This is a genomic window from Halomicronema hongdechloris C2206, from assembly GCF_002075285.3.
In the GTDB taxonomy this organism is placed as follows: Bacteria; Cyanobacteriota; Cyanobacteriia; order Phormidesmidales; family Phormidesmidaceae; genus Halomicronema_B; species Halomicronema_B hongdechloris.
The window spans coordinates 98,696-122,820 of the sequence record NZ_CP021983.2; the positions used below are offsets into that span (position 1 = coordinate 98,696).

The 24,125-nt window shown below is 55.9% G+C and carries 18 protein-coding genes, 1 other RNA gene, 1 pseudogene and 1 riboswitch; of the genes and pseudogenes, 12 read left to right on the forward strand and 8 right to left on the reverse strand.

The genetic code is table 11. The annotated features are described in order from the left end of the window. The first annotated feature begins 78 nt into the window (after window positions 1–78). Entirely contained in the window at window positions 79–624 is a 546-nt protein-coding gene (cysC, locus tag XM38_RS00405) for an adenylyl-sulfate kinase (protein ID WP_080805733.1), read from the forward strand. A 126-nt stretch (window positions 625–750) separates the two neighbouring features. On the opposite strand, the gene glpK is transcribed toward cysC, so the two are convergent. The 3 genes from glpK to dusA form a co-directional block, all read right to left on the reverse strand. Continuing rightward, window positions 751–2,265: a glycerol kinase GlpK gene (gene glpK, locus XM38_RS00410; RefSeq protein ID WP_080805735.1), complete on the reverse strand. Its 1,515-nt coding sequence runs from the start codon at window positions 2,263–2,265 to the stop codon at window positions 751–753. Window positions 2,266–2,438: 173 nt separating this feature from the next. Continuing rightward, window positions 2,439–3,218, reverse strand: a complete 780-nt coding sequence (locus XM38_RS00415) for an amino acid ABC transporter ATP-binding protein (RefSeq protein ID WP_080805737.1) — start codon at window positions 3,216–3,218, stop codon at window positions 2,439–2,441. Between the two features lie 424 nt (window positions 3,219–3,642). Continuing rightward, a complete protein-coding gene (dusA, locus tag XM38_RS00420) occupies window positions 3,643–4,668 on the reverse strand; it encodes a tRNA dihydrouridine(20/20a) synthase DusA (RefSeq protein WP_088428789.1) in 1,026 nt (341 codons plus the stop codon). A gap of 168 nt (window positions 4,669–4,836) precedes the next feature. Here dusA and XM38_RS00425 point away from each other — a divergent pair, with 168 nt between their 5' ends. The 3 genes from XM38_RS00425 to XM38_RS00435 all read left to right on the forward strand — a co-directional run bounded on the left by XM38_RS00425 (window position 4,837) and on the right by XM38_RS00435 (window position 9,816). Continuing rightward, a complete protein-coding gene (locus XM38_RS00425; RefSeq protein WP_088428791.1) occupies window positions 4,837–6,681 on the forward strand; it encodes a C1 family peptidase in 1,845 nt (614 codons plus the stop codon). 18 nt (window positions 6,682–6,699) lie between these two features. Further along, a complete protein-coding gene (locus tag XM38_RS00430; RefSeq protein ID WP_088428793.1) occupies window positions 6,700–9,474 on the forward strand; it encodes a toll/interleukin-1 receptor domain-containing protein in 2,775 nt (924 codons plus the stop codon). A gap of 126 nt (window positions 9,475–9,600) precedes the next feature. Then, on the forward strand, window positions 9,601–9,816 hold the full coding sequence (locus XM38_RS00435) for a hypothetical protein (protein ID WP_080805751.1): 216 nt from the start codon (window positions 9,601–9,603) through the stop codon (window positions 9,814–9,816). Between the two features lie 38 nt (window positions 9,817–9,854). Here the strand turns inward: XM38_RS00435 and XM38_RS00440 are convergent, their stop codons facing one another. Beyond that, on the reverse strand, window positions 9,855–10,619 hold the full coding sequence (locus XM38_RS00440; protein ID WP_080812332.1) for a hypothetical protein: 765 nt from the start codon (window positions 10,617–10,619) through the stop codon (window positions 9,855–9,857). Window positions 10,620–11,103: 484 nt separating this feature from the next. Between XM38_RS00440 and XM38_RS00445 the strand changes: the two genes are divergently transcribed. From XM38_RS00445 to XM38_RS00465, 5 genes are all read left to right on the forward strand, one after another. Beyond that, window positions 11,104–12,258, forward strand: a complete 1,155-nt coding sequence (locus XM38_RS00445; protein WP_187329218.1) for an S-layer homology domain-containing protein — start codon at window positions 11,104–11,106, stop codon at window positions 12,256–12,258. Between the two features lie 158 nt (window positions 12,259–12,416). Next, window positions 12,417–12,614, forward strand: coding sequence for a 50S ribosomal protein L35 (gene rpmI / locus XM38_RS00450; RefSeq protein WP_080812336.1), 198 nt, complete (start codon window positions 12,417–12,419; stop codon window positions 12,612–12,614). A 69-nt stretch (window positions 12,615–12,683) separates the two neighbouring features. Next, window positions 12,684–13,034 (forward strand): 50S ribosomal protein L20, encoded by a 351-nt coding sequence (gene rplT, locus XM38_RS00455; RefSeq protein WP_080812338.1) that lies wholly within the window; start codon window positions 12,684–12,686, stop codon window positions 13,032–13,034. A 117-nt stretch (window positions 13,035–13,151) separates the two neighbouring features. After that, window positions 13,152–13,883 carry a transporter substrate-binding domain-containing protein gene (locus XM38_RS00460; RefSeq protein ID WP_256995749.1) on the forward strand — a complete coding sequence of 244 codons (732 nt, stop codon included), beginning with the start codon at window positions 13,152–13,154 and terminating at the stop codon, window positions 13,881–13,883. 58 nt (window positions 13,884–13,941) lie between these two features. Beyond that, complete coding sequence (locus XM38_RS00465; RefSeq protein WP_080812344.1) at window positions 13,942–14,484, forward strand: tetratricopeptide repeat protein; 543 nt, start codon at window positions 13,942–13,944, stop codon at window positions 14,482–14,484. 17 nt (window positions 14,485–14,501) lie between these two features. Here XM38_RS00465 and XM38_RS00470 read toward each other — a convergent pair whose 3' ends face one another. Beyond that, window positions 14,502–15,371 (reverse strand): 6-carboxytetrahydropterin synthase, encoded by an 870-nt coding sequence (locus XM38_RS00470; protein ID WP_088428797.1) that lies wholly within the window; start codon window positions 15,369–15,371, stop codon window positions 14,502–14,504. A 303-nt stretch (window positions 15,372–15,674) separates the two neighbouring features. Next, a riboswitch (Glutamine riboswitch) is annotated at window positions 15,675–15,763 on the forward strand. 48 nt (window positions 15,764–15,811) lie between these two features. Between XM38_RS00470 and pirA the strand changes: the two genes are divergently transcribed. Beyond that, window positions 15,812–16,240, forward strand: coding sequence for an arginine synthesis PII-interacting regulator PirA (gene pirA / locus XM38_RS00475; RefSeq protein WP_080812348.1), 429 nt, complete (start codon window positions 15,812–15,814; stop codon window positions 16,238–16,240). 210 nt (window positions 16,241–16,450) lie between these two features. On the opposite strand, the gene XM38_RS00480 is transcribed toward pirA, so the two are convergent. After that, window positions 16,451–17,590 (reverse strand): DUF58 domain-containing protein, encoded by a 1,140-nt coding sequence (locus tag XM38_RS00480; protein ID WP_080812387.1) that lies wholly within the window; start codon window positions 17,588–17,590, stop codon window positions 16,451–16,453. A gap of 162 nt (window positions 17,591–17,752) precedes the next feature. Here XM38_RS00480 and ssrS point away from each other — a divergent pair. Beyond that, window positions 17,753–17,935: non-coding RNA, 6S RNA (gene ssrS, locus XM38_RS00485), on the forward strand. Here ssrS and amt read toward each other — a convergent pair. Together amt and XM38_RS00495 are read right to left on the reverse strand one after the other, a co-directional pair. Beyond that, window positions 17,933–20,632: an ammonium transporter gene (gene amt / locus XM38_RS00490; protein ID WP_088428799.1), complete on the reverse strand. Its 2,700-nt coding sequence runs from the start codon at window positions 20,630–20,632 to the stop codon at window positions 17,933–17,935. The two genes, ssrS and amt, sit on opposite strands and share 3 nt — an antisense overlap. Window positions 20,633–20,748: 116 nt before the next feature. Further along, complete coding sequence (locus XM38_RS00495) at window positions 20,749–22,818, reverse strand: glycoside hydrolase family 10-like protein (RefSeq protein ID WP_088428801.1); 2,070 nt, start codon at window positions 22,816–22,818, stop codon at window positions 20,749–20,751. 410 nt (window positions 22,819–23,228) lie between these two features. Between XM38_RS00495 and XM38_RS00500 the strand changes: the two are divergent. Beyond that, a pseudogene (locus XM38_RS00500) lies at window positions 23,229–24,122 on the forward strand (ABC transporter permease); the annotation flags it as partial. Window positions 24,123–24,125: the final 3 nt, after the last annotated feature.

The window sequence follows — 24,125 nt, forward strand, 5'->3', positions numbered from 1 at the left end:
AGATGCCATCGGAACCCAATTACCCATCTGATGGCGACAATGACCGTTTGCCGATGATAAGGAGATAACGAATAGACTATGGAACATCGCGGTGTCACCATCTGGTTTACAGGATTGAGCGGGGCTGGGAAATCCACCATTACCCAAGCCCTAGAGACAAAACTGCGGCAACGTCAATGCAAACTAGAAGTGCTGGACGGGGATATCGTCCGCACCAACCTCACCAAAGGCTTGGGCTTCAGCAAGGAAGACCGGGATGAGAACATCCGCCGTATCGGCTTCGTCTCTCACCTACTCACCCGCAATGGGGTAATTGTACTGGTATCCGCCATTTCTCCCTATCGAGCCATTCGGGACGAAGTGCGGCAGCGCATCGGCGACTTCATGGAAGTGTACGTCAGTGCTCCCCTAGAGGTCTGTGAGAATCGCGACGTGAAGGGCCTCTACAAGCGAGCCCGAGCCGGTGAAATCAAGCAGTTCACCGGCATCGATGACCCCTACGAGCCCCCCCTCAACCCTGAGGTCAACTGTGAAACCCACAACGAGACCCTAGAGGAAAGCGTCAATAAGGTCCTAGCCAAGCTGGAGGAGATGGGCTATTTGCCGACAGCGGTGACGGCGTGATTAAGGCGATGGAGTACTGAAGGTGATGGAGTGAATTGAGTATTGAGTGGCGAGTAGCAAGTAACGGGTCATAAGTTTCTGCATCACTCTTCACTCTTCACTAGTAACTCCCCCACTGCCATTCCCTCACTCTGCCCAATGCTTGGCCCGCTCCACGGCTTTTTGCCAGAAGGCGAAGTTGGCCTGGGCTTGGGCAGTCCCATCCCCGGGTTCAAACACCCGATCGGTGGGACGGTTGGTGACTAGGGCCCGATAGTCGTTCCAGAAGCCAACGGCTAAGCCAGCAGCGAAGGCGGCCCCCTGAGCTGTTACATCCAGCACGGTCGGGCGTTCTACGGGAATGCCCAGCGCATCGGCTTGGAATTGCATCAAAAAGTTGTTGCGGCAGGCCCCGCCGTCGACCACTAGTTGCTTGATCGGGGTGCCAGCATCTTGGTTGACGGCATCGACCACTTCTTTAACCTCGTAAGCAATGGCTTCTAGCACAGCCCGCACCATGTGTTCCCGCTGAGCGGCACTGGTGATGCCCAGGAAGGCGCCCCGGGCGCTCATATCCCAGTGGGGGGCTCCCAGGCCACTCAAGGCCGGCACAAAATAAAGGCCCCCGTTGTCAGAGACTTTCTCGGCTAAGGACTCGGTATCGGCGGCACTGGTGATGACGCGAATGCCATCCCGTAGCCACTGGATGCAGGACCCGGCGGTGAACATGCTGCCTTCTAGGGCATAGCCGATATGGGGAGGTCCCTGATCTGTGGCCTCGGACCAGGCAATGGTAGTGAGCAATTGGTTTTGCGATCGCGCGATTTCATCCCCCGTGTGAGAGACCAAGAAAGCGCCGGTGCCATAGGTGCACTTGAGTAACCCCGGTCGATCACAACCATGGCCATAGAGGGCCGCCTGCTGGTCGCCAAAGATAGCCATAATTGGGATCTCGGCCCCAGTGATGCCAGGATCGGTATGGCCAAACAAGCCTAGGCTGGGCCGAATAATCGGCATCATATGGGGAGGAATATTGAATAGGGCCAACAGAGACTCATCCCAATCCCCCGTCTCGATATTCAGCAGCATAGTGCGGCTGGCGTTACTGTGATCGGTGGCATGTACCTGTCGCCCGGTTAAATTCCATAACACCCAACTATCGACAGTACCGGCCAGCACCCGGTTAAAATCTACAGGCGGATCAGTCTCTTCCTTAACCCGATCCAATAGCCAGGCCAACTTCGTCGCCGAAAAATAGGCATCTAGTACCAGACCCGTGCGTTGGGCAATTTCCTCCGCCTTGCCCATATCCCGCAATTGATTACACATGGGAGCCGTACGCCGGTCTTGCCAAACGATGGCATTCTGCAAAGGCCGTCCGGTATCACTGTCCCAGAGTAAACAGGTTTCCCGTTGCACCGTCAACCCAATCGCCGCCAATTCACCAGGCTGGATTTCAGCATTGCCAATGGCCGCCCCAATGGCCCAATCGATGTCTTGCCAAATTTCCCGGGGATCGTGTTCGACCCAGCCCGGTTGAGGATAGTACTGAGTCAATTCCTTGTACGCCTGACCGGCGATGTTACCATCCCGGTCGAAGATAATGGCCCGATTGCCAGTGGTGCCCAAATCGAGGGCCATGATGTAGTTAGCGGAGGTCATCGCTGGTGCTTATGGTCACAATAGGAGGTGCGGCGAGTCCTCACTGCTGAGCGCAGACCACTGAATCACCCAGGACGATACAGCATCCCAACCTATTCGCGGTCCCTCTGCGGACCCACCCTCTTCCACTTATCGCAGACGACCAGGCTGAATTACAAGCGATATCTATGGAACTACAAGATCTGTGACAAGAACTGCTTGGTGCGACCTTCCTGAGGAGCCTTGAAGAATTCGTTCGGGGTATTCTCTTCAACCAGCATGCCTGCATCCATAAGTGCCACGCGGTCAGCGACTTCTCGGGCAAAGCCGACCTCGTGGGTAACACAGACCATAGTCATGCCGCTGCCAGCCAAATTACGCATCACATCCAGCACCTCCCGCACCATTTCCGGATCCAGGGCAGAGGTGGGTTCATCGAAGAGCATGATCTTAGGCTGCATGGCTAGAGATCTGGCGATGGCGACTCGCTGCTGTTGTCCCCCCGAGAGCTGCCCTGGAAATTTATGGGCCTGTTCTAAAATGCCAACTCGATCCAACAGTTGCATCGCCACATCTTGAGCCTTGGCCTTAGGCCAGCGCCGCACCCATATAGGAGCTAAGGTGACGTTTTGCAAAACGGTTAGGTGGGGAAACAGATTGAATTGCTGGAATACCATGCCCACTTCCCGGCGAATGGCCTCGATGTTCTTCAGGTCGTGGGAGAGGAAGATGCCGTCTATTGCAATGGCCCCCTTTTGATAGGCCTCTAAGGCATTGAAGGTGCGAATAAAGGTAGACTTACCGGAGCCAGATGGCCCCATGATGACTACCACTTCCCCTCGGTTAACCGTTAGAGTCACGCCCTTGAGCACGTGAAAACCGTTGTCGTACCACTTCTCGACGTTACGGGCGACGATCATGGGATGAGCCTCTCGGGACTCAACAGTCGCTGACTCTGTCTGGAACTGGGCCATTAACGTGCGCTCTCTACCGACTCTTCGTGACTGCTATAGAATGGGATAGCAGGGAAGTCACCTGTTGGCCACTGCTAGGGCCAGTCTCCTCCCATTCTGCCTCAGCATAGGTGACTTCAGCGAGGTAGGACTGTTAACTGTTACACGGCGGACTCAATCAGAGGTGATTGACAAGCCGCCTAAACAGTAGTCAGAGCAAGGTTTTCAGAAACACCGCGAACACTCCTGCAAGATCGCTAGAAGCCTTGAGAACACTTGCCTTGACGGCTCTTTAAGATTTCCTTTGCCAATGAGCTCTCAGTAGGCTTGGGAAGCGGCTTGCCCTGTATGTTTTCAGACCAGCTACCCCCTAGCATCGGCCATATCCCTTGGGTCACAGGCAAAGCGACCCCAAGAGTAAGGAGTATCGACGTTCCAGGAACTCCTAGCTCTTGGGAACTAACGCTAGGGCCTGCTGCACCACCTCTGGACCGGCACCTGGTTTGCAGCTGTACTTACTCAGGTGGCGTTTCCAGGCACGACTGCCGGGTTGGCCAGCGAATAGCATCAGCATATGGCGAGTAATTTTGTGAAGCTTGAGTCCTTGCCCAGTCCAATGGTCAATATAGGGCAGCATTGCCGTGACCACCTGATGGCGGCTGGGTGGTAGCTGGGATGGAGTGAAGAGATCTTGTTCCAACTGGGCAAACAAGTAGGGATTGTCATAGGCGGCCCGACCGATCATGACCGCATCAACCCACTGTAAGTGCTGATGGACTTGCTCTGGGGAGCGAATGCCGCCGTTGATTTCAATCTGCAACTGGGGAAAGTCTTGCTTGAGACGATAGATATCACCGTAGCGGAGGGGGGGCACGTCTCGGTTTTCTTTGGGACTCAGTCCCTGTAACCAGGCCTTGCGAGCATGGACGCTGAAATGGCGGCACCCGGTCTCGGCCACCACTTGCACAAAGTGGGCCATGTCTTCATAGCGGTCGAGGTGATCGATGCCGATACGGTGTTTGACGCTGACGGGTAGAGGCGAGGCCACCATCATGGCGGTGACGCAGTCGGCTACCTGTTGGGGGTGAGCCATCAGGCAGGCACCAAAGTTGCCGCTTTGCACCCGATCGCTGGGGCAACCAACATTGAGATTAATCCCGTCGTATCCCCAGTCGGCGGCAATGCGAGCACACTCAGCCAGTAGGGCCGGGTCATCGCCGCCGATCTGCAGGATCAAGGGTTTTTCGGCCGGGGAAAAGCCTAATAGAGTGTCCCGATGGCCATGATAGATTGCTGGGGCCGTCACCATCTCGGTGTAGAGCAGGGTATGTCGGGTGATCTGCCGCATGAAGTAGCGATAGTGGCGATCAGTGCGATCCATCATGGGCGCAATGCTCAGGGGATAACCCCTGGGGGCCGTCTGTAGCTCCCTATTTAGGGTGTCAATGGTTGTGGCCGGTATCCCGGGCATGGGTCGTTGGTGTATCTCGGCTAATACTCTAGGGTAGCAAGCCAACCCAGGCATACCGGCTGCATCGATGCAGGCGTCAGCCAGTGACAGATTGCGTTTTATTGAAGAGATTGGGGGGATCCGGGCAGATCTTTTAGAATTGCCAGTATTCTATCGGGGGCATGGTCTATGGGTAACATGGGCACCGGTTGGACGCCAGATCAAATTGATTTCCAGGATTACACACTCCGTCACAACAAGATCCATGCCCTGGTGAAGCAGATTCAGACTTTTCGCCGCTGTGTTGAACTGCTTGAATCCTTTGAAACGTTTCTCAATAAATTACCGGATGCCCAGAGTGCACCTGGATTCTTGGGGTGGTTGCTGGGCAATAGTCCCGGAGCCCTGGGTAAACAGGCATTGTTGGAAACCAGCACAGGGCTGCGGCAGGATCTGGAGATCATCCTGCAGGACATGGTCTCTGGCATTGATCTAATTGTGGCGGAGCCAGTTCTAGATAGCCCGAGTGATCTTGACCGCTTACGACCATTGCCGCCGCCCTTATCACTGGCGGTACTAGAGGCCTTACAGGATTGCGATATTGTGACGTCGTCAGACGGTGGACAGGGGTCTCGCGATTATCAGGATGCGGGGTTACGGTCGATTCGCCACGTACTCGGTCACCTGACGCCCTTGGGACAGTATGGCCAATCGCAGCAGCTGAAATCAGCAATGGTCGACCTGGTGAAGCAGGGACAACCGCAGGCTGCGGCTGAGTCCCCTCGACCGGAGAATGTGATCCGCATCAATCCCGACACCATGTATGACTTGCAGGTGAACCCTGCCAGCCGAGCGAGTCTGCGGCTGCCCCTGACCATGGCCCTGGTGGATGAGCTCAAAGGCCCCCAGGAGCAGTATTACGTGTTGCCCAGCATTGTCGATCTGAGCTATTGGTGTGGGGCGGTGAAACAGCAGGGAAGCCGCAATAGCTGCACCAGCCATGCGATCGCATCCTTGATCGAATACTTTCAGACCAAGAGCTTTGGCAAGGCCTCCACTTCATCGGTGCGCTTTCTCTACAAGGTCACCCGCCGCCTGGGCGAGCTGAGTCAACCACAGCGGCAATACCTACAGGGACTGCTGCGGGATGGTGTCGCCGAAAAATCCGATGACCAGGCCTTTTCGGCGTTCATGGATACCATCACTGCCTTCAATACCGATGACCACACCCGGGTACAGGAGATTCAGAAGCGGGTGGCCGACGGGCAGGTTCAGGCCTTCGTCGACCATGCCTTTGACGGCGGCGCGTCCATTCGCCAGACCCTGAAGGCCATGCGACTATTCGGCCTGCCCCCGGGAAAATACTGGCCCTATACCGTTGAATTTCCCGATTTCGATGAAGAACCACCCCAATTTTGCTATGCCTTTGCCCAAAATTACCAGGCCGTGAAGTATTTTCGCCTGGACTACTTTGGCGACACGGCTCAGCCCTCGGGTTCAGGAGAGTATGGAGAGGCACCCGCCCCCGAGGCCTCTCCGCAATCGGTGGCAGGACGTGTCGTACTGACCCAGATCAAGGCGGTGCTGGCCGCCGGCTTTCCGGCAGTGTTTGGGTTCCCCTATGATGCCGCCAATGATCATCCCTATCCTGCCGCCGATGGCAGCCAGGCCCCGATCAATTCCTCCAATGGCATGATTAAACTTCCCGAGGATCTCGACACCTTCAAGCGCACCCTGCGGGAAATGCGCCAGGGCAGTCAGGATGCCATGACCGTGTCCTCACAAACGGCTATTCGTGGCCACGCGGTGATGGCTGTGGGCTATGACGATGCTCGGGAAGCGTTTCTGATCCAAAATTCCTGGGGCACTGAATGGGGCAACCAGGGCTATGGCTGGCTGGCCTACGACTATGTGCTGCACGGACTGGCGACAGATTGGTGGTCGTTGCTCAATGCCGAATGGGTGGAGGCGGGGCAGTTTGGCCTCGACGCGAAATTGGGCGGTACCCAGCAAGTTCCCAAAGCTTTTGGGTAATGATGTCGCCGACTGTCTATGGTCCTGCTGCCCATGGCTAATGATGCCCTTAAGAGCCAATACCATGTCTTTATCTCCTATTCCCGTCGGAATAAGGCCTTCGTGAAGCAGCTGTTTGAGTATCTGCGACAATGCGATCGCACCGTTTGGGTCGACTGGGAAGACATTCCCCCCCTGTCCCAGTGGCGCGATGAAATTCGCCAGGGCATCTTGGCCGCCGATAACTTCCTGTTCATTCTCAGTCCCGAATCGGCCAACTCGATGGAGTGTCATAAGGAAGTGGAATGGGCCCTGGCCTATCAGAAACGCCTGGTGCCTATCATTATCCAACCCATCATAGACACCGACGTCCATCCGGCCCTGCGGGAGATCAACTGGATCTACTTTGACAATCCCGATCAGTTTGAGCAATCTGGGCAGACCCTGCTGCAGGCTCTCGACACCGATTTAGATTATGTGCGAGCCCATACCCGCCTGTTAACCAAAACCGATGAGTGGAGTCAGCATCAGCGGGATGACAGTCTGCTGCTACGAGGACAAGTGCTGGAAACCGCCGAGCGATGGCTGATTGAAACCCATAAGAAACCGTCCTTTACCCAGGCCCAGCGAGAATACGTGGCTACCAGTCGTCGGGCCGAAACCCGGCGGCAACGGCAACGGCAACGACTCCAAGTACTTGCCTTAGGGGGCATCACCATGGCCCTGGTGGTGGTCACTGGGGTGGGCTTGGTGGCGGAAAGTCGCCGCCGCCAGGCTGTCGTCCAGGGCATCGAGGCCCTGAGTGCTGCCTCGACCGCAAATTTTAGCCTGGGCAATCCTCTCACGGCTCTGATGGCAGGATTGCAGGCCGGCCGACAATTGCAATCTGCCCCCTGGGCCGATCCTGAGCTGACCCCGAGGGTTCTGTCGACTCTGGCCGAATCGGTGTACTGGACTCACGAGCGCAATCACTTAATCGGTCACAGCAATTGGGTGTTTGGAGCCGATTTTAGTCCAGACGGCAACCAGTTAGTATCGGCCAGCCTCGATGGCAGCTTGAAGCTATGGCACACCAACGGAGAACTACTCAAGACCCTGGAAGGTCACGACGGCAAGGTCGTAGACGTTAGTATCAGCCCCGATGGCCAAGTCATCGCCTCAGCGGGAGAGGACGGCACGGTACGGCTGTGGCACCCTGACGGAGAACTTTTGAACACCCTGGAAGGCCATCAAGCCTGGGTGACTTCCGTACACTTTAGCCCCGATGGCCAACGGCTAGCCTCCGCCAGTCTCGATGGCAGCGTGTATCTCTGGCAACGGGATGGTACCTTGCTGCAGCAGTTGACTGGTCATACCGGGCCGGTGTTGAGTGTGCACTTTAGTCCCGATGGGCGCTGGCTGGCCTCGGCTAGTGGCGATGGTACAGTGCGATTGTGGGGACGTGATGGGGCAGCCTTACAGGTGTTACCAGGAGATAGCAGTAGCCTTTTCGAGGTGCGCTTTAGCCCCGACGGGCAGAGTTTAGCGGCAGCCAGTGAGCAGGGGAAGATTCTCCACTGGCAAGTGGACGGTACTTCCTTACCAACGATTGGTGACAGTAACCATAAACTCCTTGCCCTTGCCTACAGCCCTGATGGCCGCGTCATCGGGGCTGGTAGTGATGATGGCCAGGTGCATCTATGGCGACTGAATGGCCAGCGACTGGCAAGCTTACCGGGACATCAAGGCTCAGTTCGTCATGTTGCCTTTAGTCCCGATGGTCAATTCATCGCCACCACCGGCGAAGACAATACCGTACGATTGTGGCAATGGCCCTCACCCTGGGTAACGCCTCGATTCGACTCCGATGTCGTCACTAGTGTGGCTGTGAACCCAACCACAGGACAGTTGGTGTCGGGTAGCGACGATGGCACTCTGAAACTCTGGTCCCCAGCAGGCACCGTGACCGCAACCTTGCAGCGGTCTCTCGTGGTCATCAACGGCATGGCGGTGAGTCCGGGAGGGCAGTATCTTGCCGTGGCCGGGGAAGCGGAGGAGTCTGGACAGGGACTGGTGGAACTCTGGACAGCAGCTGGGCAGTTTGGCCGCCCCCTGGGCAGCCATGGCCAATGGGCCAATGGGGTTGCCTTCAGTCCCGATGGCCACCAAATTGCTTCCGTTGGCGGGGATGGCCTGGTTAGGCTCTGGAGTGTGGCGGGGCAATCTCTGCAAGAGCTGGACCACGGCGGTAATCTCTTCGGCGTCGGCTTTAGTCCCGATGGTCAACGCTTGGCCTCAGCTGGAGAGCAGTCCTTAAAAATCTGGAATCTGGCCGCCGGCAGCGTGGAGCGATCCTTGACTACGGAGGCCAATCTCTACAGCCTTAGTTTCCATCCCCAGGGCCATACCCTGGCCATTGCCAGTGCCGACCATCGGGTGGGGTTATGGTCCCTGGAATCCGCAGCGCCCCGTTGGCTAGCGGGCCATACGGCCGAGGTCAATTTTGTCCAGTTCAGCCCCGACGGGACCCGCCTGGCCTCAGCCAGTCAAGACCAAACGGTGCGGCTCTGGAGTCAGCATGGAGATCCCATCGTGGCCCTGGCCGGCCATGATGAGGGGGTCAAAGCAGTCCGGTTTGATGCCGGGGGGACGACGTTGATCTCAGCCGGTGAGGACAACCGCATCCTGGTGTGGGATCTGAGTATTTTGCAAGTAGAGACCCTAGTGCAGTTGGGCTGTGCCTGGATCCAGGACTATTTGCAGACGAATCCGACTCTGACGGAGGCGGAGCAACAGCTCTGTGATGGGGTGACCAAGGATGCAAAGGCTGATTAGATTGAGATATGCTAAAAGCCAGGTGGTTTGCGACCGTCCTCAGGCCCTGGTCTAATCGCAAGCACGATTTAAACAGGCGTTTCACCCTAGAATAGACCTACTTGTAACTTATCAGTGAGTCGTGCCATGTCTGTGGAAACCGTCGGTAACCCGCCTCCCGAGGCCGATCAACTGCGGGCCGATATCGAAAAGCAATTACCCAACATCATCGCCAGGTTTAGCCAGGTGCTGCAAGAGGAATATGGGTTTACCGGCCTGCGGGTCGGCGGCTTTACGGTCGTGCCTGAGCAAGCGGCAACTGGTAATATTTCCTGCGACCAAGAAACCTGCTCGACCAATTGACCAGCAGATGCGAGCACCGTCCTCCAGCACTGACTCGCCTATTTTTTCTTTTTTTTCTTTTTCTTGCTGGATTTCTTGCTGAATTTCTTGGATGGAGAGGCTGCCTGGGTTCCCCCAGATCCAAATCCTTGTACTTGCGTCGGTGAAGATGGTTTAGGGGCCTTAAGAGAGCCCTGACCAAATTTGGCTGGTGTCTCCGAAGCAAGGGCGTCTAAATCTAGGGGCAACCCAGATTTTACGGCACTCACCTTGCCTTGGTTCGAGAGGTCATTCAACCATTCGCTGAAGGCCTCTAGCTGCGGCAAAGCCGCCCGCAACTCTCGGATGGATTCCGGCACGAAGTCATCCGGCTCGAAGTCTGATTCTGCTTTCAATCCCAGATCCACTTGCACCCTAGGCCAAGTCCCCGCACACATCTCGTCGATGTTGCCCTCGGCATAGACGGCGGCAATCAAATCAGCCGCCTCTACAACCTGAAACTTAACCAGCCCGTCCACCAGCCAACCATTGAGACCATCAGCATTATCGCGATAGGCCTTTAGCTGCTGCCATAGAATTTCTACACAGGTTGCCTGGGCATCGGGATACTGGTTACCGATGAGTTTAATGCCCTCGGCAATGGGAATCTTGCTCCACTCCGATAGGCCTTCGCGGGCTAAATAGGGCATCAGATCCGGTAACACCTCTGGTCCCATCAGAGCCAAGACCTCAGGGATTTCCTCACAGAAATAGTCATCATATTCATACTCTACTAGGAGCTTCAGGAGCGGCTGCAGGGCCTCTATCGCCCTAAGTTGTCCCAAAGCCCGCCAAGCATGGGCCGTAGACCATGATTAAACCGTCTGAGGGCCGTCGTTTGGATGCCTATCTCCGCCCCCTTCGCCGGTAGCAAAACTTACATTATCAGCTGGGGCAAACCCCGTAGGCACGATGGCAGTCCCTTTCAACTAGGCGATCGCATTAGTCAGGCAGAGACCGGATGGGTTTGATGCTGAGGGCTATTCACAACCAGCAATCTGAGGGAGCCCGCTAGGCAGGCAGCACCAGAGGTAGGGAACTCGGGGCGGGCGCTGCTCGTCTTGATACTTTAGGCAAGGTATTAAAGATTACGTCCTTAATGCCTGGTCTCGGGATTGAGGCTCTGCCGTAGCGCTCAGCCTAGTAACTATTTGGATTGCTATTTCGCCTTTAACCATCGTAACGCCTATGTTGATGCTCAGTGGTTTATCAAACCGTGCCCCCCTTGGGGCAATCGGTGTTCTTGTGGGGGCCCTGGTACCTTTGGGGATGGCGGCACCGGGATGGGCCCAATCGGTGGAGTTTACCGATGTCAGTGATGACTATTGGGCGCGGCCGTTCATCGAGCGTCTGGCAGATGCCGAGATCATCGCTGGCTTCCCCAACGGTAGCTTTAAGCCCAATCAACCAGTGACCCGAGCCCAGTTTGCGGCCATTGTACGCAATGCTTTTGAGCAGCCGCAAATCCGCTCGGCTACCCGCTTTAGTGATGTGTCGGCCGACTATTGGGCCCGGGATGCGATCGCAGAAGCCTATCGCCGGGGCTTTCTCTCGGGCTATCCCAATGGCACCTTTCGACCCGAACAGCAAATCCCCCGGGTACAGGTACTCGTCTCTCTAGTGAATGGGCTGGAGTTTAGTGCCAGTGGCTCGATCAACGAGGCCCTCAGCCTCTACCGCGATGCTGACCAGATCCCTAGCTATGCCGAGGATGAAGTAGCGGCGGCCACCGAGTCTGCCCTGGTGGTGAACTACCCCAATATCGACACCTTACGTCCAGAGCAGGTGTCGACCCGGGCCGATGTGGCGGCCTTCATCTACCAAGCCCTAGTAGCTGCAGGGCGGATGCCGGCCCTGCAAGCTGGCCTGCAAGCCAGCAACTACATCGTAGGCTATAGTGGGGCTATCCCCACCGTCTCAGGGGTGGTGCGGGCTGGTACATCAATTGAGCTCCACTATCCCAATGGCGATGATGTGGATCTTGTGGTTGCTCCTGGGCAAACTGTGACCACCACCTTGGAGGTGGCTCGCCCGCTGCGCAATCAGCAGGGGCAGATCGTGATCCCCGCCGGTAGCCCGGTACAAGGACGAATTGTGCCGGTGGAGATCCGCGGGGCCTCGGTGACTGCGGCTAAATTCGTGGCTGATAGCCTGAGCGTGAATAATCGTCGCTACTCCATCGATGCCGAATCAGATGCGATCGCAGCCACTACCTCCGTCGAAGCTAGCACTCTGCAAGGGGCCTTGGTAACGGCTGCCGCCGAGTCCATCCTGGCTTCCCTCACTGGCAACCGTAACTTAGGCAGCCTAGTGGAAGCCATCCTCACCGGAGATAGCCAGACCACGTCCCAAAGTGCGGTGATTGTCATCGACCCTACCCAATTGGATCTCACTGTCGAGTCAGATTTCACCGTAGGGAATTAAACCTTACTACCAGCCTAGACCTGAATGTCTAGGCCTCGCTATAGCACCGCCCTGGGCTTGGTCTAGACATTTAGAACAGTTATATGACGAGAATGACTTGCTGCTAGTAATGCAGTCGTAGTAGCATTAAAGACTGTGTCGAAATTGAAACACCACCTATGCCTAAACTAAAGACGCGCCGGGCCGCAGCTAAGCGTTTTCGACGCAGCGGTAGCGGCAAGATCATGCGCCGCAAAGCATTTCGCAACCATCTACTGCAACACAAATCTACCGATCGCAAAGCTCGTCTCGCTAAGATATCGACGGTGGATGACTCTGATGCGCCCAATGTGGAGGCGATGCTGCCCTATCTCTAGGGACCATTTTGGGGCAGCAGCCCTACCATTAAGGTGTTATTCATTTGCTTACTGCTAAGGAAATCAGTCATGGCACGTGTCAAGCGCGGTAATGTCGCCCGTAAACGCCGCAAAAAGATTCTAAAGTTGGCCAAGGGATTTCGGGGATCTCACTCTAAGTTATTCCGCACGGCTAACCAGCAGGTCATGAAGGCCTTGCGCAATGCCTATCGTGATCGTCGTCGCCGCAAGCGCGATTTTCGGCGATTGTGGATTACTCGCATCAATGCGGCTACCCGACAGCACGGCATGAGTTATAGCCGGTTTATCGGTCAATTGAAGCAGGCGGATATCCATCTTAACCGCAAGATGCTAGCCCAGATGGCCGTACTTGATCCAGAAGGCTTTGCCAAGATCGTTGACGTAGCCAGTAACGCGTAGGCAGGCCAGGGGTCACTTGCTGCGCCAAGATTCCGCCAGAGGTGACCTCAGCATAGTGGCGATTGCCCCATGGCAAGGCTTTATCAAGCGTTAGTTAGTTTAGGTGTGATGTTGGGAGTGTCATTGGCTGCACTCCCAATTTCTGTTGCCGCTGAATTGGAAGAGATTCGGGCGCGCGGGCATTTGGTAGTGGCCGTCAAGGACAATTGGCGGCCCCTGGGATTTCGCAATGATGCCGGGGAACTGGTGGGCTTTGAAATCGACATTGCCCGGCAGCTGGCTCAAGTTTTAGTAGGCGATGCGGCTGCCATTACGTTGGCACCTGTGGCCAATCAGGAGCGCCTACCAGTGGTAATGGAGGGACGGGTTGATCTGGCTATCGCTGGGGTAGCCGCTACCCCAGCCCGGATGCGTTTGGTCAGCTTCAGTATGCCGTATTACCTAGATGGGACCGCCGTTGTGGCCCAGGATCCCCAAATCCGGGCCCTGCAGGATGTGGGCCCAGGTCCTCTGACCGTCTTGGCAGGCTCTGATGCGATCGCAACCCTACAATATTTACTCCCCCACACAGTGTTAAACAGCGTCACCTCCTATCAGGCCGCCTTGAGCCGCCTACAAGCGGGGCAAACCAGAGGAGTTGCCGCAGATCTCACCGTCCTGACTGGCTGGGTGCAAGAACACCCAGACTATCACCTGCTGCCAAACACCCTCTCATCAGTGCCTCTGGCCGTGGTCATGCCCAAAGGCGTTCAGTATAACGACCTACGTCGCCAAGTCAACAACAGCATCCATCAATGGCATCAAGACGGCTGGCTAGAAGAGCGAGCCACAGCCTGGGGATTACCCTAGCCAGTAGCCTCTCATGGCATCATGGATGCGAAGGTAATCACTGGGCATTGAAACACAGATGGAGAACAGCAACCTGCTCCTGATTTATTTGGCCACGTTACTCGTGCTGCTTACCATTGCAGCCGTCCTGGTCATCCGGCAAGTGCTAAAGACTCGTCGCATCGAAGGCACCCTGAACCGCCTGCAAAATAAGCTGAGCAAGGAGAAAGGCACCGCTAAGGAATATTACGAGTTGGCTAGCTTGCTCTTAGACAAGAAGCTCTACACTCAGGCTGCCGTCTATTTACAACAGACCCTCAAGCAAATCCCCGAAGAGGAGGCCGAAAATGCCGCCTTGGCATACAACGCCTTGGGGTTTGCCTACTTTGCCCAAGAGCAGTACGACCTAGCCATCCGCAACTACAAAGAGGCCCTTAAGATCGCGCCCAACTATGCCACCGCACTCAATAACCTGGGCCACAGCTACGAACGCAAGCAACTCATCAGCCAGGCCTTAGAAGCCTACGAGGCCGCCCTCGAAGTAGATCCGCAAAACGCCACGGCCCGACGTCGAGCCAACTCCCTGCGTAAACGCCTAGTGACCTCCTCCTCTTCCTCCTAAGAGCTAAGTTGCCAGAGCTAAGTTGCCATGGCAGGGGCTGCCACCCTGTTCTGGTCAGCAAGAGATGCCGAGGAAGAGCAGTATACCTCCACCGAGTTATTGGGACTCTCTATCAGCTTTACCTTATGAAGTCTGGCACCAGTTGCCTGAATGGGCTGGCGCAGACGATCCCGAATATGCACAGCAATGTTCTCAGCCGTAGGCACAACCTCGGCAAAATAGGGGACATCTTTATTGAGAAACGTGTGATCGAAGGGCTCAACCACATGGGTATCAATGGCAACCTGTAACTCTCCCAGGTCAGCAATCATACCCGTGCGGGAATCAATTTCCCCGCACACCGTGACCTCCAGATGATAGTTGTGGCCATGGCCGTGGGGACGGGCGCACTTACCATAGATGGCGCAGTTTTCTTCATAGCTCAGCTGTGGCAGTGCTAACCGATGGGCGGCACTGAAGTGAGTACTAATGGTGAGATAGGCTTCCATGGAATCTCCTGTATAGTCAGCCCAAAGTTCTGGATGTTCGTACAGGCGAATATTTACCAATGGCAGGTACGATACCAGGCGGTGCCAGAGGACATAGGCCATATATTCGGTAGTGGGCAGCGTCTGCTGAAACTCCGGCCATACATCGTTGAGATAGGCAAAATCAAGCTGGCTAGTCACCTCTCGCTTGATTACCGTCTTGACATCAGACAGGTTGAGCACCATGCCATACTCATCCAACTGCCCTGCCATAGAAACATACAGCACATAATTGTGACCATGGCCCGGTGCCTTGGTACAGAGCCCAAACTGGTCAGCATTGTCAGCCGCGCTTAATTCAGGCAGCCAATATCGATGGCTAGCGGAAAATTGAGCCCGGCGATGGATGATACAGGTCATGGGAATACTATGAACAAGTTCTACGTTGCATGAATCTGTGTTAACTGCTCCCACTCCAGGATAACGGAAAGTTTTAGAGGCTGACTCCCCTAACAGAGGCGCTTTCATCCCCAATTAGAAGGCGCCCTAAAGTAAGGCTAATTTTGGGTAAGGCCAGAATTAATTTTTGATACAGATTTCTCTGAGGTTAGTGCAGTGAGTCCTGCCAAATACTCTCATACTGGAAGTTTCAGCTATTTTAAAGTTAATCTCATGAGTTGCTGACAAAGGAGCAAAACAGTAAAATAAGATACAGAATAGTAAATCGTTCATCCTACCTAAGGTCGCATGTCAAGGTCGCATGTCGATGCTAAGGGGGACGGAAGTAGGGACTACTCCCGAAGGAACGCGCCTCAAATCGAAGATTTCCTAGCAATTGCTTAGATGACAGGAGGCGATAAATGAAACTTTGCTATCGCGGCGTTGAATACGATTACAATCCCCCCATGCTAGAGGTTACCGATGAAGAGCTGCAGGGATGTTATCGTGGCCGTTCGCTACGATTTTCCTATGTACGTCATATTCCCATCCCCCAACCAGTAGCGGAGATGACCTACCGCGGCATTCCATATCGCACCAATTCCAATGGTCAAGTAGAGCCTGCTGCCACTAAGCCCAAGTCATCCCTAACACTGAACCTAACTAGCCCAATGGCCAATCCAATGGCAAAGGCTCGTCGCCAGTTACTGCGCGAAGCGGCTAGTGCTCACCGTGATAACATTCAGCGCAGCCTTCAGCACCGCCTGGAGGTTGCTCGAGCCCAAGGTAATCAGGCCCTGATTCAGCAGTTAGAGGATGAAATGCATCAGCTGACTGAAGTGGTGTCGTAACATAGTCTGGCCTCATACATCTAGGCTTAGGCTAAAGAGTCGGTGAATGTACGCTAGGACAAAATTCAAGGCTGGTAAGCATAAGTTGAGAGTTGTGCTGTAGCTGGAGCAGTCGGGGTATGCGTTAACGCATACCCTTTTTTTATGGCCATTCCTAGCTTGCTCCCTGCCCCCTAAGACCATGGGCGCACCCAGCCCAGAGTAGTAGCATTAAGGGGCTTGCAGCTGAGGTTGTAGGGGTAAGTCGGTGCTGATAAATCGGAGATCGTGAGCGACGCTAGGGTGGTCCAGGCTAGGGTGAGTCCCCCAACAGAGATGATGACTGCCCACAGGTAGCGGTTGAGGCGTTTTAGCACCTGGACTTAGCCAGATGACCGGTTGGTTTGGCAATTTATACGTCTGCCCTACCCTTTGAGGATAAATAGCGGCTAAGGCTGATAATACAGTGATTTGGGTGGATAGACGGCCAGTGGTTGCTGTCCACAGATGGGCTGAAAATCCCTGTCTATCAGCATAGATGTAGAGAGAAGCAGCAGCGATGACGGCTTGCTCAAACCCATCGGCCTGCCAAGGGCTGGTGATATCTAGAGCAATGATGATGGTATGGCCAGCCGTAAATTGCTCTAGTTCCCGCACCCGCAGCTCTCCATAACGGGCACTGGTGCGCCAGTGGATCAACCGAGTCGGATCCCCCCAACGGTAGGGACGTAGAGAGCGGGTAAGGCCCTCACTGGTGAGGTAAGACGTGTAGTCAGAGGTCCACTGTTGTCCGATAGCTTCTCCACCTCGATCTAGCAGGGGACAGTGGGTCAGTGGCAGGATCTGCGGGTAGACCGTCGCCACCGCTGGAACCTGTCGATAACGGCGGCACCAGAAAAGTCCTAGGGGAGCTGCGGTGCGTAGGCGAACTCGAGACCAGCGATACAGTCCTCGTCGCCGGGTAGGAATCTCATAGCGCCATTGGTAATGGGTGCCGGGAGCAACAGCAATCGTGGTGATTTCATCAGCGGTTGCTAGGCTCGCTGGTAGCTCATCGCAAATTTGCAGGGGGGCCTTGGACTGGGAAGCCGTATTCTCGAGGCGTAGCGTTACTTGCAGCGGCTCTCCCGCACTCACGGGACGGATAGACAAGCGGGATACCTGCAACCCTCGCAGACTACGGGGAGGCAAAATGCCTGCAATACTCAGCAAAGCCAGCAGCCCACCACTGATGACGTAGAGCCAGCCGGCCATGGTATTGGTTGCAGCTGCGAAGAAAAATAGAGCCAGCCCGACCAGAACCCAACCCCCGTAAGCAGGCGCTAGCCAGCGGCTCTCTAACCAGGTGACGACGGTAGTCAAGGTAGACATGGAAATAGGGCTGTGGAGGATGGCTGAGATAGGAATATCATTGCCAGGTAACTGAGGCCAAGGGGGATTTGTCAATGCCCCAACTGTCTCGGCAACGGGGTTCGGATTCCTGTACCAGGCCCCTTGGCATAGGTCCCCTTCTCTTAGCTATGATAGATGCCAGTTCTACTGCGGCGTTGGTGACTGCCAACACTGTTTTACGATCTATGTTTGTTCGATAAGGGAACTGAGATGCTGCGGTGGCAGTAAACCGGGCTTGTACCCGGAAACTTAAAGCCGTAGCCACGGTGCCCACCTGGTTTTACCAGGTCGAAAACTGAGGTAAGACGGCGTCGCGGTGAACTAATTCAAGCTTTCCCCATGGCTAAGCTGATGAGAGGGGTGATGGCCGTTCTGGGGTGCTGAGAGATCACGACTGGGGGGATTTTTTTGCCACAGAGGAATCTCTACGACGAATTGGCTACCCCGCCCCGGTTTAGAGCGGCAGCGCAGTCGGCCATGGTGTTGATTGACGACGATCTGGTAAGTAATTGACATGCCTAAGCCAGTCCCTTTTCCCACGGGCTTGGTGGTGAAAAACGGATCGAGGATGCGCTGTTGAGTCTCTTCTGAAATGCCGATGCCATTGTCAGAAATGGTAATTTCTACTCTGTTTGCATCTGGCAGTGCGGTTGCGATCGCAATGGTTGGTATCCACCGCGGCGACGGCTGGGCCTGCCATTTTTCCTCTAAGGCATCTATGGCATTGCTCAGTAGATTCATGAATACCTGATTTAGCTGGCTGACATAGCACTCTATGGCAGGTAAGGGCTCGTAGTGCCTTCGCACCAAGATGGCCGGGCGTTCTCCGTGGGCTTTGAGGCGACTGCCCAGAATCGTCAGAGTACTTTCAATGCTGTCGCGAATGTCGACCAACTTCAGCTCGGTGCCACCCTGCCGCGAGAAGGTCCGCAGCGACTGGACGATATCGCGAATGCGCTCGGTGCCACCACGCACCGATTTCAGTAACTTGGGTAAATCTTCCAGGAGATACTCTAGCTCAATCTTCTGTTCAAGGTGCTGTACGGCTGGCGGGGCAGGGTCAATACTGTGCTGATAACTCTGCAGCAGCGTCAACAGGTCATCAACATAGTGTTCAGCATGGATGAGATTGCCATAGATATAGTTGACCGGATTATTGATTTCATGGGCTAGACCCGACACTAACTGGCCTAAACTCGACATTTTCTCGCTTTGCACCAGCTGTATCTGAGCGGTCTGTAGGTCTTGTAAGGCTTGCTCAAGCTGACGGGTTTTGCGGTCTTTTTCGGCCGCTTCTTGGATAGCTTCTTCGGCTTGTTTGCGGAGAGTAATATCTCGCAGGATCACCGTGTAGAGCGTCTCGTGGCGAGTTTGCATGGTGGCCACGGTGACCTCAACCGGAAATGAACTACCGCTGCGGCGACGACCGACGACTTCGTAGGGGTTGCCATCGGCACTGGCGGCAGCCAAAAACCGCGCCATTGTCTCTTGGCAGTCGGGGGCGGTCTCCTCTATGGACAGCAGCAAGGTCAGAGGTTGACCGCAGAGTTGTGCCTCTGCAATGCCAAATAGCTTCCGCACGGAAGGGTTGGCCGTTTGGACGGTGAGAGAATGGGGCGATACGGTCAAGATGGCCTCGATGGCCGATTGTACGATGGCCTCGGTATGGGCGACGGCTTCCTCCAGGGCAGCCATGACGCGGTTATAGCGGGCGGCGATTTGGCCCACCGGAGTAAAGGGTTCTGCCGGGCTACGCAGGCTCAGATCGCCACTGCGTTCTTGGCGGCGCATGACAGCGATCAGATCGACTAGGTCGCTGGTGGCTCCATGCTCAGCTACGTTGAGGCCGATATGCTCTTGCCGACGCCCCACCCGCAGAGGATACCAGCGATTCAGGGCCGTCAGTAATGGATAGGTGAGGCCAAAGGCCCAAAGGGCGGCGATGACGATGCCTAGGCATTGAATTTGCAGCTGCTCCAACCGAGTTAACCCGGTATTGAGCAGGGTCAGGTCGCCAAATAAAGCAACCGCTAGGGTGCCCCAAATACCGGCACTGAGATGGACTGGAATGGCGCCTACGACATCGTCGATGTGCCATCGCTGCAGTAGGCGTTCGGTGGCTAACATGAGGCCGCTGCCAAGGCTACCGATGAGTATGGCGTCGAAGGCGGTGACGGCATGACAGTTGGCGGTAATGGCCACCAGGCCAGCCAGGGAACCATTCATCACCGCGGTGACGGCTATGCGTTGTCCCTGAAGTAATCCCAAGAGAATCGGGGTGACTAAGCCGGCGGCTGCGGCCAGGAGAGTATTGGCAATAATGCCCGGTACGGTGTCATCTAAGGCGAGGACACTGCCACCGTTGAAGCCAAACCAGCCCAGCCACAGTAGTAGAGTGCCTAGGGACGCCAGGGGTAAATCGTAGCCAAACAGTTGACGGTTGCCTCGCTTGCAGGAAAAACGACCGATGCGCGGCCCCAAAATCAGGACTGAGGCTAAGGCAACCCAGCCGCCGATACTGTGAACCACGGTGGAGCCGGCAAAATCAATGAAGCCTAAGTGTCCTAACCAGCCGGTAGTCGCGTTGCGCTCTAAACCTCCCCAGGCCCAATGGCCAAAGACGGGATATACAATCCCGGAAATCAAGATGGCGATGAGAACATAGCTGCTGAAGCGCATGCGTTCTGCTACGGCACCGGAGACAATGGTGACGGCGGTGCTGCAGAACATGGCTTGAAACAGGAAGAAAACGCCCATCCAAACCTGGCCCTGGCCCACATCGGGAGCCCAGTGACTGGTGCCGATCCAGCCGTCGTAGGAGCTGCCAAACATGAGGCCATAGCCAAAGCCCCAAAAACACAGCACCGATAATCCCAGATCGGCAATATTCTTGATGACGACGTTGATATTGTGTTTGCTGCGGGTGGATCCGGCCTCTAGGCAGAGGAAACCAGCCTGCATCAGAAATACCAGGCTGGCGCAGACAATGACCCAGAGGATATCGATGAGGTCTTTAGTCACAGGGAACGGGATATATGCTGTAGCAAGCGCTAGCTAGCCATCTAGACAAAATGGCTCTGCCAGCACTTTACAGGAGGTCACCGGGGAAATCCGACAAGTTTATGCAAACTCTTCCCTTAGCGTCGGGCGGTATTGCCGTAGTTCAACAGTCGTTCGATGGTAGTGAGGCGATGACGCCAGGTTTGCAGTCGATAGTCGTTGCTGACGGTACGCAGGGCCATGGTATGGCCTAGGGTGGCGCGCAGGCTGATGAGTTGCGATCGCACCTGGTTGAGTCGGCGAGGGGACGGCTGCTGGGCCAGGGCTGCTAAATCTTGCTCCAATTGATGAACACCCGCGATCCAATCGGCCTCACTTGCGGGGGCTAACCAGAGGTGACCCTGGTTAGATAACCAGCTCCACTCTCCCTTGAGGATGCGGTATCGTTCTAAAGCCGCTTGATAAGGCTGTTGTTGCGGTGGCGAGGTCGCCGTTTGGGTTTGGCTCAAGAGCCTGTGCACGGGTCCCGTCATCAGGTTCTCGGCGGCAAACAAGGCATAGCCGGCGGCCGGCAGATCTCGCAGGGCCTGAATCTGATCGAAGGCAGCGGCTTCAGACAGGGCCAGCAGCCGAATCCCTGGAATCACTAGAGTCGACTCATAGTCATGGTGCAGCAACCAGGGCGTCACCAAGCTTTCTAGGCGGTTAGCGTCTTCGGCATAACTCATGAGCACGATCCAATCGACCCACCCCTGCTCGGCCCAATGCTCCCAGTCCTGCTGGATCTTAAGCAGACGTTCTCGTTCTGGCTTGGCGAAGGTCGCCGCCGATAGTAGCAGCTCTGGCCGTTGTCGCTGCACCAGTCGGGAGACTTCAGCCACAAAAGAACTCACCTGCTGAATCCGAAATTCAGTCCAGCGCTCCCACAGATAGAGCTGGCGCTGCCGTTCCGGTCCTGAGAGATCTGACTCTAAACGGGGGGATAGCTCTACCGGGTCGATGCCAGTCATAGCCTTAAATCGCTGCCTGGCTGCCTGGCCATAGCCAAAGGTGCGATCGGCGCTGGGGTCTTGAAACGGATAGCGAATATAGTCCAGCTGCAATCCATCGACCTCATACTGGGTGATGATTTCCGCAATCAACCGCAGCAGATAGTTGCGCACTTCCGGATTGGCAGGATCTAAAAATGGCTTAGTTTGTCCCCGAGGAATTAACTCACCTCGGTTATCCCGGCCAGCCCAATCAGGATGCAGGCTCAGCACCGGCCCTGGGTAGTCTGTCGGCAGATTGAGAATCCGATTGTGAAGCTGGTTGCCAGCAGCAAAGGTCCAGATCCAGGCATGGAGTTCCATGTCGCGCTCATGGGCCAGCTCCACGGCCGCTGCTAAGGGATCCCAGTGGCGGCTCAGGGGGTTCTGGGTCGGAGCCACCCGGCTGGGATAAATGGGATACCCCGCGTTGACTGTCTCGAAGAATACGGTATTGAAGCCTGCCGCCGCCAAGCGATCGAACACGTTTGCCAGACGCTGGGGAGAGCCAGCTCGCACAATGGTGCCTCGATCCAACCAAACCGCTCGGATTTCGGGCTGGTTCAGGGGGCGATCCATGGGGAAGTTATTCCAGATGGCTTGGCGGGTTGCCAACCAGCGCTGTCGGGCGGCCTGGTATTCCTGGTGTTCGATCAGGGTGGACCATTCCGCCAGCAGCTGACGGCCCTGGGCTAATGCCGGATGCAATAGCGGTGAGGTCAGATCGACTTTGCCGGCAGAGGCGGTCAATTGCTCAGTCCCGGGCGCCAAGGTCAGCTCTGACGCCTGACTCGAGGCCCGAGCCAGCAGTAAGGCACTCTCGAAGCGCCCCATGAGTTGCTCTAGCTCCTGACGCATGGCCAAGGCCAGGTAGGGGCTAATGGGTTGCTCCCCCGGTAGCACGGTGAGACCAGGTGGGGCAATGGCTTCGGCAGGATCGGCTATGGCCTGAGATACTCGCACACTCTGCCCGGAGGAATTGTCTACGGCAGTTGCTGCCGGGATATCTGTCACTGGGGCAGCGGGGGAGGACGGGGGGACGGAACTGGGCGACGGGGAGTCTTGCTCGGCTCGGATGGCCCCTGGCCATAGCAGTACTAGGGCGATACCCAGGCTGCTGGTGATCAGCTGTTTGACCGTGAGACCCCACTGGGGGGAGGTGATATGAACCGTTGCCATGAATGAAGTCAATGAAGCAGTACCAAGTCTTCGGTAGGTCTAGCCCCTGAAAGCACTCAGTGCATCTTACACTGGCGTATCTTGCTATTTCTCTGGAGAGAGAAGCCCTATGCCGGGATGCGATCGCAACCGCCACTAATAGTAGGTGGTGTCCAAACGCTATCTCTCAATTCAGCCTGCTCGTTAGCCAACCCGGAGAAAACCCCTTGCTGACAGAGTTCACAGGGACTTCATCCCATGGCATCTCTCCGATTTGATTGAATATAGCCTGACCTAGGCCTGAGATTGTCGTAACCAGAGGGCTAACCCACCGCCGCGATCGCAGGCGGCCATATCAGGCGGCCATATATTGAGCTGCCCCAGGGACCGGTGTGCTGCCATAATGAGGGGCGACTGCTCAGGACTCTGCCATGACCTCTCCTCCCAATCGCCTCCGGGTTTCCCTGCCTGCCTTTGTGGGCCGAGGGGCCACGGTGTCTAGCGTCCTGATGATGGCAGGCATCGCGATTACCGGGGTTTTCATCCTATTGGCCCTACTGGCACCGCCCCTACAGGCTGGGGGCATTCTCCAGGATCCTACTGCTGCCCTGCAAAACCCAGTGCATCAGGCTCCATCGCTGCAGTATTGGTTTGGCACCACGCGTCAGGGCTATGACGTGTTGTCTCGGGTGATCTTTGGCAGTCGGGCAGCTTGGCAGGTGGTGCTATTAGCAACGGCCATCAGCGTGCTGCTGGGGGTCCCCTTGGGCATGGTTAGCGGCTATCGGGGTGGACGCTTGGACCGGGTCGTGCTGTTTTTCATGGATACCTTGTATACCTTGCCAGGGCTATTGCTGTCGGTGACCTTGGCCTTCGTGGTGGGGCGGGGAGTCGTGAATGCGGCAGTCGCCCTGAGTATTGCCTACGTGCCTCAGTACTATCGAGTGGTCCGAAATCACACCGTGAGTGTGAAGACGGAATTATTTATTGAGGCGGCCCAGGCCATGGGAGCCTCCACCAGAACGGTACTGAGTCGCTATCTGTTTCTGAATGTGATTCAGAGCGTGCCGGGTGCTGGTTACCCTGAATGCGGCCGATGCCATTTTGATCCTGGGGGGTTAGGCTTTCTGGCCTGGGGCTGCCAGAGCAAACCCCCCGGAATATGGGGCGCTGATATTCGCCAGGCATTGGATGCGCTACCCACCGGTATCTGGTGGCCGGCTTTATTTCCGGGCTTGGCCCTAACGGCCATAGGTGACAGGCCTGTCCGCTGGTCGGCGAAGGGTTAAAATGAATGGGTGAATCCCCTGCTGCGTCGCGAGAAAACT

Bases quoted from the DNA above. Each gene is read 5' to 3' on its own strand.
- XM38_RS00425 (WP_088428791.1), top strand. From the start codon at position 4,837: ATGGGTAACATGGGCACCGGTTGGACGCCAGATCAAATTGATTTCCAG.
- glpK (WP_080805735.1), bottom strand. From the start codon at position 2,265: ATGACCTCCGCTAACTACATCATGGCCCTCGATTTGGGCACCACTGGC.
- XM38_RS00430 (WP_088428793.1), top strand. From the start codon at position 6,700: ATGGTCCTGCTGCCCATGGCTAATGATGCCCTTAAGAGCCAATACCAT.
- XM38_RS00495 (WP_088428801.1), bottom strand. From the start codon at position 22,818: ATGGCAACGGTTCATATCACCTCCCCCCAGTGGGGTCTCACGGTCAAA.
- XM38_RS00470 (WP_088428797.1), bottom strand. From the start codon at position 15,371: ATGACCTGTATCATCCATCGCCGGGCTCAATTTTCCGCTAGCCATCGA.
- dusA (WP_088428789.1), bottom strand. From the start codon at position 4,668: ATGCCCGGGATACCGGCCACAACCATTGACACCCTAAATAGGGAGCTA.
- XM38_RS00445 (WP_187329218.1), top strand. From the start codon at position 11,104: ATGGCGGCACCGGGATGGGCCCAATCGGTGGAGTTTACCGATGTCAGT.
- rplT (WP_080812338.1), top strand. From the start codon at position 12,684: ATGGCACGTGTCAAGCGCGGTAATGTCGCCCGTAAACGCCGCAAAAAG.
- XM38_RS00480 (WP_080812387.1), bottom strand. From the start codon at position 17,590: ATGTCTACCTTGACTACCGTCGTCACCTGGTTAGAGAGCCGCTGGCTA.
- XM38_RS00465 (WP_080812344.1), top strand. From the start codon at position 13,942: ATGGAGAACAGCAACCTGCTCCTGATTTATTTGGCCACGTTACTCGTG.
- cysC (WP_080805733.1), top strand. From the start codon at position 79: ATGGAACATCGCGGTGTCACCATCTGGTTTACAGGATTGAGCGGGGCT.
- pirA (WP_080812348.1), top strand. From the start codon at position 15,812: ATGAAACTTTGCTATCGCGGCGTTGAATACGATTACAATCCCCCCATG.
- XM38_RS00435 (WP_080805751.1), top strand. From the start codon at position 9,601: ATGTCTGTGGAAACCGTCGGTAACCCGCCTCCCGAGGCCGATCAACTG.
- rpmI (WP_080812336.1), top strand. From the start codon at position 12,417: ATGCCTAAACTAAAGACGCGCCGGGCCGCAGCTAAGCGTTTTCGACGC.
- XM38_RS00415 (WP_080805737.1), bottom strand. From the start codon at position 3,218: ATGGCCCAGTTCCAGACAGAGTCAGCGACTGTTGAGTCCCGAGAGGCT.